General features: G+C 66.9%; 5 protein-coding genes. 1 reads left to right on the top strand and 4 read right to left on the bottom strand.

Annotated elements, in window-relative coordinates:
- Positions 1–55: 55 nt before the first annotated feature.
- Together B4L26_RS18265 and B4L26_RS18260 are read right to left on the bottom strand one after the other, a co-directional pair.
- Positions 56–388, bottom strand: coding sequence for a gamma-glutamylcyclotransferase family protein (locus B4L26_RS18265; protein WP_290721243.1), 333 nt, complete (start codon positions 386–388; stop codon positions 56–58).
- The gene (locus tag B4L26_RS18260) at positions 388–1,386 is read right to left on the bottom strand and encodes a magnesium and cobalt transport protein CorA (RefSeq protein ID WP_290721240.1); all 999 of its coding nucleotides are present in this window, start codon (positions 1,384–1,386) and stop codon (positions 388–390) included. Before B4L26_RS18260 ends, B4L26_RS18265 begins: the two co-directional genes overlap by 1 nt.
- A 35-nt stretch (positions 1,387–1,421) precedes the next feature.
- Between B4L26_RS18260 and B4L26_RS18255 the strand changes: the two genes are divergently transcribed.
- Complete coding sequence (locus B4L26_RS18255; protein WP_290721238.1) at positions 1,422–2,015, top strand: hypothetical protein; 594 nt, start codon at positions 1,422–1,424, stop codon at positions 2,013–2,015.
- 30 nt (positions 2,016–2,045) lie between these two features.
- Here the strand turns inward: B4L26_RS18255 and B4L26_RS18250 are convergent, their stop codons facing one another.
- Positions 2,046–2,879 (bottom strand): SDR family NAD(P)-dependent oxidoreductase, encoded by an 834-nt coding sequence (locus tag B4L26_RS18250; RefSeq protein WP_290721236.1) that lies wholly within the window; start codon positions 2,877–2,879, stop codon positions 2,046–2,048.
- Positions 2,880–2,915: 36 nt separating this feature from the next.
- Positions 2,916–4,546, bottom strand: a 1,631-nt coding sequence (locus B4L26_RS18245; RefSeq protein WP_290721233.1) for a multifunctional oxoglutarate decarboxylase/oxoglutarate dehydrogenase thiamine pyrophosphate-binding subunit/dihydrolipoyllysine-residue succinyltransferase subunit, incomplete at its 5' end; no start/stop codon positions are given.

Here is a 4,546-nt window from a genome sequence, read left to right as displayed (position 1 = left end):
TCAGACAGCTTGACAACTACCGAGTCGGTGGGGGATTGGCGAAATCCTGGGAGCCTCAATCGGCCAGCACGTAGACCCAGCCCAGACCGCCCGAGCGAAGTGGGACTTCGACGCGCTGGTAGTCGTCGACCTCGTAGTGGTCGGCGGCGGCCAACTCCTCGTCGTCGACCACGAACGTCGTCCCCTCCACCGCGTCGTCGGCGGAGCCCGGTATGAGGATCGGATGCTGGTCGGTGCCGCTGCGCTCGATCACCATCGGATCGGTGATGGTGAGCATCTCGCTGCGGAAGCCGACGATGGCGTCGGGCTCACCGGGGATCAGCCGTCCGAACGTGGCGCGCTGCACCTCGGGGAACTGCAGGGTGCCGTAGGAGAAGAGCTTGTGCATCACAACCACCCGTGCCGTCGGAAGGTGCGCCACAGCAGCGCACAGATCATGACCATCACCGCGAGAACGACGAAATAGCCGTAGCGCCAATGCAATTCGGGCATGTGGTCGAAGTTCATGCCGTAGATCCCGGCGATCATCGTCGGAGCCGCGGCCATCGCCGCCCACGCGGTGATCTTGCGCATGTCGGTGTTCTGCTGGATGCCGACCTTGGCGGTGGCGGCATCGAGCATCGACGACAGCAGACTGTCGTAGTCCAAGACGCGCTCGTTGACCGTCGTCAAGTGGTCGGAGACGTCGCGGAAGTAGGCCCGCACCTCCTTGGGCAACCACGGATTCGGGGCGGTCAGGCGCTTCAGGGGGATCGCCAGGGGCGTCACGGCCCGGCGGAACTCGATGACCTCGCGTTTGAGGAGGTACACCGGGTCGATGTTGACCTGCGACCCGCCAAAGACGTTCTCCTCGATCTCGGCGATGTCGGTGTCGAGTTGCTCGGTGACGGCCAGGTACGCGTCGACGACGCGGTCGGCGACGGCGTGCAGGACCACCATCGGCCCCAACGCCAGTTGGGTGGGGTGCTCTTCGAGCCGGTGGCGCAGCGTGGCCAGTTCAGTCTGGTCGCCATGGCGCACCGTGATGACGTAGTCGGTGCCGACGAACAGCATGATCTCGCCGGTGGAGACGACCTCGGCCGTTGAGCTGAGGGAGTCGTGCGCGACATAGCCGACGGTGCGCAGCACCACGAACAAGGTGTCCGCGTACGCCTCGAGCTTGGGCCGCTGGTGGGCGTGGACGGCATCCTCCACGGCCAGTTCGTGCAGCCCGAAGACCGACGCGATGTCGGTCATCTGCTTGTCGTCGGGGGAGTGCACCCCCAACCACACGAAACCCTTGCCTGTGTCGCGGACGTGCGCCAGGGCCTGTGCGTAGGTGTAGGAATGGGGATCGCGACGTCCGTCGACGTAGACCGCGCAGTCGACGATGGGATCGGCGCTCACAAGTCTCGATAGTAGGCGATTGCTACGGTGTGGGCATGACTCGTGCGGTGATGCTGATCGCGGTGTTGTGCGCGATCCTCGGCGGGTGCGCGGCGCAGCCCGAGCCGGAACCGGTCCGGATCGGTGCGCCGGTCGACCCGCAGATGCAGATGGTCGCCGCGCTCTACCGGGGCGCGCTGCGGGCCCAGGGGATGACGGTGGCGCAACCGGTCGTCGTCGCCGGTGACCGGGCCCTGCTCGACGCGATGAGCGCCGATGACCTCGACCTCTTTCCGTCGACGGTGCAGGCGCTACTCGCGACGGTGCTCCCGCCCGGGAGTATCGCCGCGGAGACGGCCGCTTCGGCACCCACCGAGTTCGGTGACGGCGCCTACACGTTGTTGAGCCGCTCGCTGCCGACCGGGGTGGTCCTGGGCGACCCGCTCTCGCCGGGAGCGTCGGAGTCGGCGGGGCAACCGGTTCCGGTGTACCGCGCGGTGCGTTTCGGACGGACCGACGTCAAGGCGCTCAACAAGGTCGCCGGCGAACTCACACCCGCCGATCTGGCGGACATGACCCGTCGGTGGCAATCCGGGCAGGACCGCGTCGCACTGGTCGACGAGTGGCTAGGGCGCCACGGCTTCGTGTAGCCGCGCCGGCGGGGATTGCTTGGGGCGGGGCTACTTGCTCCAGCGCGCCGTGGCAAACCCGATCACCCGCGCGGCGATGGGTTGGTAACCCGATGCGACGAGCCGGACCCACAGGTCCAGCGCCTTCGCGTCGTTGCCGACGAGGACGCGCGCACGGTTCTTCTCTACGCCGCGGATGATGATGTCGGCCGCCTTGGCCGCATCCATGCGCAGGAAATACTTCTCGAACGCGTCGGTGAGCTTGCGCTCGTCGACGTCGCCGGACATCGTCGCGTTGCGGGCGATGGCCGTCTTGACCCCACCCGGGTGCACACAGGTGACTTTCACCGGGTGCTTGGCGACGATCATCTCCTGGTTGAGCGACTCGGTGAACCCGCGCACCGCGAACTTGGCCGAGTTGTAGGCCGACTGGCCCGGTTCGGACAGCAGGCCGAACAACGAGGATGTATTCACGATGTGACCATCGCCGGAGGCGATGATGTGCGGCAGGAAGGCCTTCGTGCCGTTCACCACGCCCCAGAAGTCGATGTCCATGACGCGGTCGATGTCCTTGAACTCCATGTGCTCGATCTCGCCGTGGTGGGCGATTCCGGCATTGTTGAAGACCGCGTTGACCCCGCCGAAATGATCGGCCACGGTCTGTGCGTACTCGAGTACCGCCTCGCGCTCGGCGACGTTGAGTAGCTGGCTGTGCACCTGAGCGCCGGTCGCCTTGACGAGGCGCTCGGTCTCGGCGAGACCATCAGGGTCGACGTCGCTGATGGCGATCTTGGCGCCGCGCTGGCCGAGTTTGACGGCCAGTTCCCGGCCCATCCCCGACGCCGCGCCGGTGACGACGACGACCTTGTTGCGGAAGTCCTTCATAGCTGACGATCCTTCGTTGGAGGGTTGCGCAGCTGGTTAGGAGACCGTCGGCACGTCGGCCTTGGGGCCGAATGCGGTGTCGATGATCTCTTGCTGCTCGACCGCATGGACCTTACTGGAACCCGACGAAGGCGCCGACATCGCACGCCGTGAGATCCGGCGCAGGCCGGTGAGGATGTCCGGCAGCATTTCCGGCAGCCACAGGCCCAGGAACGGCCAGGGACCCTGGTTGGCCGGCTCCTCCTGCACCCACACGAAGTCGTCGGCGTTCGGGTAGAGCTCCAGCGTCATCCGCAGGCGCCGATAGGGCACCGGGTAGAGCTGCTCGATCCGCACGATCGCGATGTCGTCGCGGCCGTCGGCCTCGCGGCGCGCGGCCAGTTCGTAGTAGAGCTTGCCGCTGACCAGGACCACGCGCCGGACCTTCGACCGGTCGGCCGAGGCATCGGCGAAGGCCGGGTCGTCGAGCACGGAGAGGAACTTCGAGTCGGTGAAGTCCGCGACCGGGCTGACCGCTGCCTTGTTGCGCAGCATCGACTTCGGCGTGAAGACGACGAGCGGCCGTTCGATGCCGTCATTGGCATGGCGGCGCAGCAGGTGGAAGTAGCTGGCCGGGGTCGACGGCAGCGCGACCGTCATCGAGCCCTCCGCGCACAGTTGAAGGAAGCGCTCGATGCGGCCCGACGTGTGGTCGGGGCCCTGGCCTTCGTGGCCGTGGGGGAGCAGCATGACGACACCGGAGGTTTGACCCCACTTGGCCTCGCCGGAGCTGATGAACTCGTCGACGATCGACTGGGCGCCGTTGACGAAGTCGCCGAACTGACCCTCCCACAGCACCAGCGCATCGGGGTCGCCGACGGAGTAGCCGTACTCGAAACCGACGACCGCGTACTCCGAGAGCGGTGAGTCATAGACCATGAACCGGCCCGCGTGGTCGGGGTCCTCGCCCGGGATGTGGTTGAGCGGGGTGTACTCCGACCCGTTGTCGCGGTCGATCAGCACCGAATGGCGCTGGGTGAACGTGCCGCGGCGGGAGTCCTGCCCGGACAGGCGGATCGTGCGGCCCTCGAGCACCAGCGTGCCGAAGGCCAACAACTCGGCGAATGCCCAGTCGATGCCGCCCTCACGCGACTCCTTCTGGCGGCGCTTGAGCACGGGCAGTACGCGGGGGTGTGGGGTGAATCCGTCGGGCAGCGTCATGAAGGCGTCGCCGATGCGGGCCAGTGTCTGCGCCGGCACGGCGGTCACCAACTTCGACGGCAGCGACTGCTCGGTCTCCACCGACGGACTCGGCTCGGGCGTGTACCGCTCGAGTTCCTTGACCTCGTTGAACACCCGCTCCAGCTGGCCCTGGTAGTCGCGCAGGGCGTCCTCGGCCTCCTTCGTCGAGATGTCGCCACGGCCGATGAGGTCTTCGGTGTAGGCCTTGCGCACACCGCGCTTCGTGTCGATCACGTCGTACATCGCCGGCTGGGTCATCGACGGGTCGTCGCCCTCGTTGTGACCGCGGCGGCGGTAGCAGACGAGGTCGATGACGACGTCGCGGTGATAGGTCTCGCGATAGTCGACGGCGAGCTTGGCCGCCCACACGCACGCCTCCGGGTCGTCGCCGTTGACGTGGAAGATCGGCGCACCGATCATCTTCGCGACGTCGGTGCAGTACTCCG

The organism is Gordonia sp. UBA7599 (genome assembly GCA_002477755.1).
Lineage (GTDB): Bacteria > Actinomycetota > Actinomycetes > Mycobacteriales > Mycobacteriaceae > Gordonia.
The sequence above is the reverse complement of the archived record's forward strand: the minus strand, read 5'-3'. Positions and strand labels throughout refer to the sequence as shown.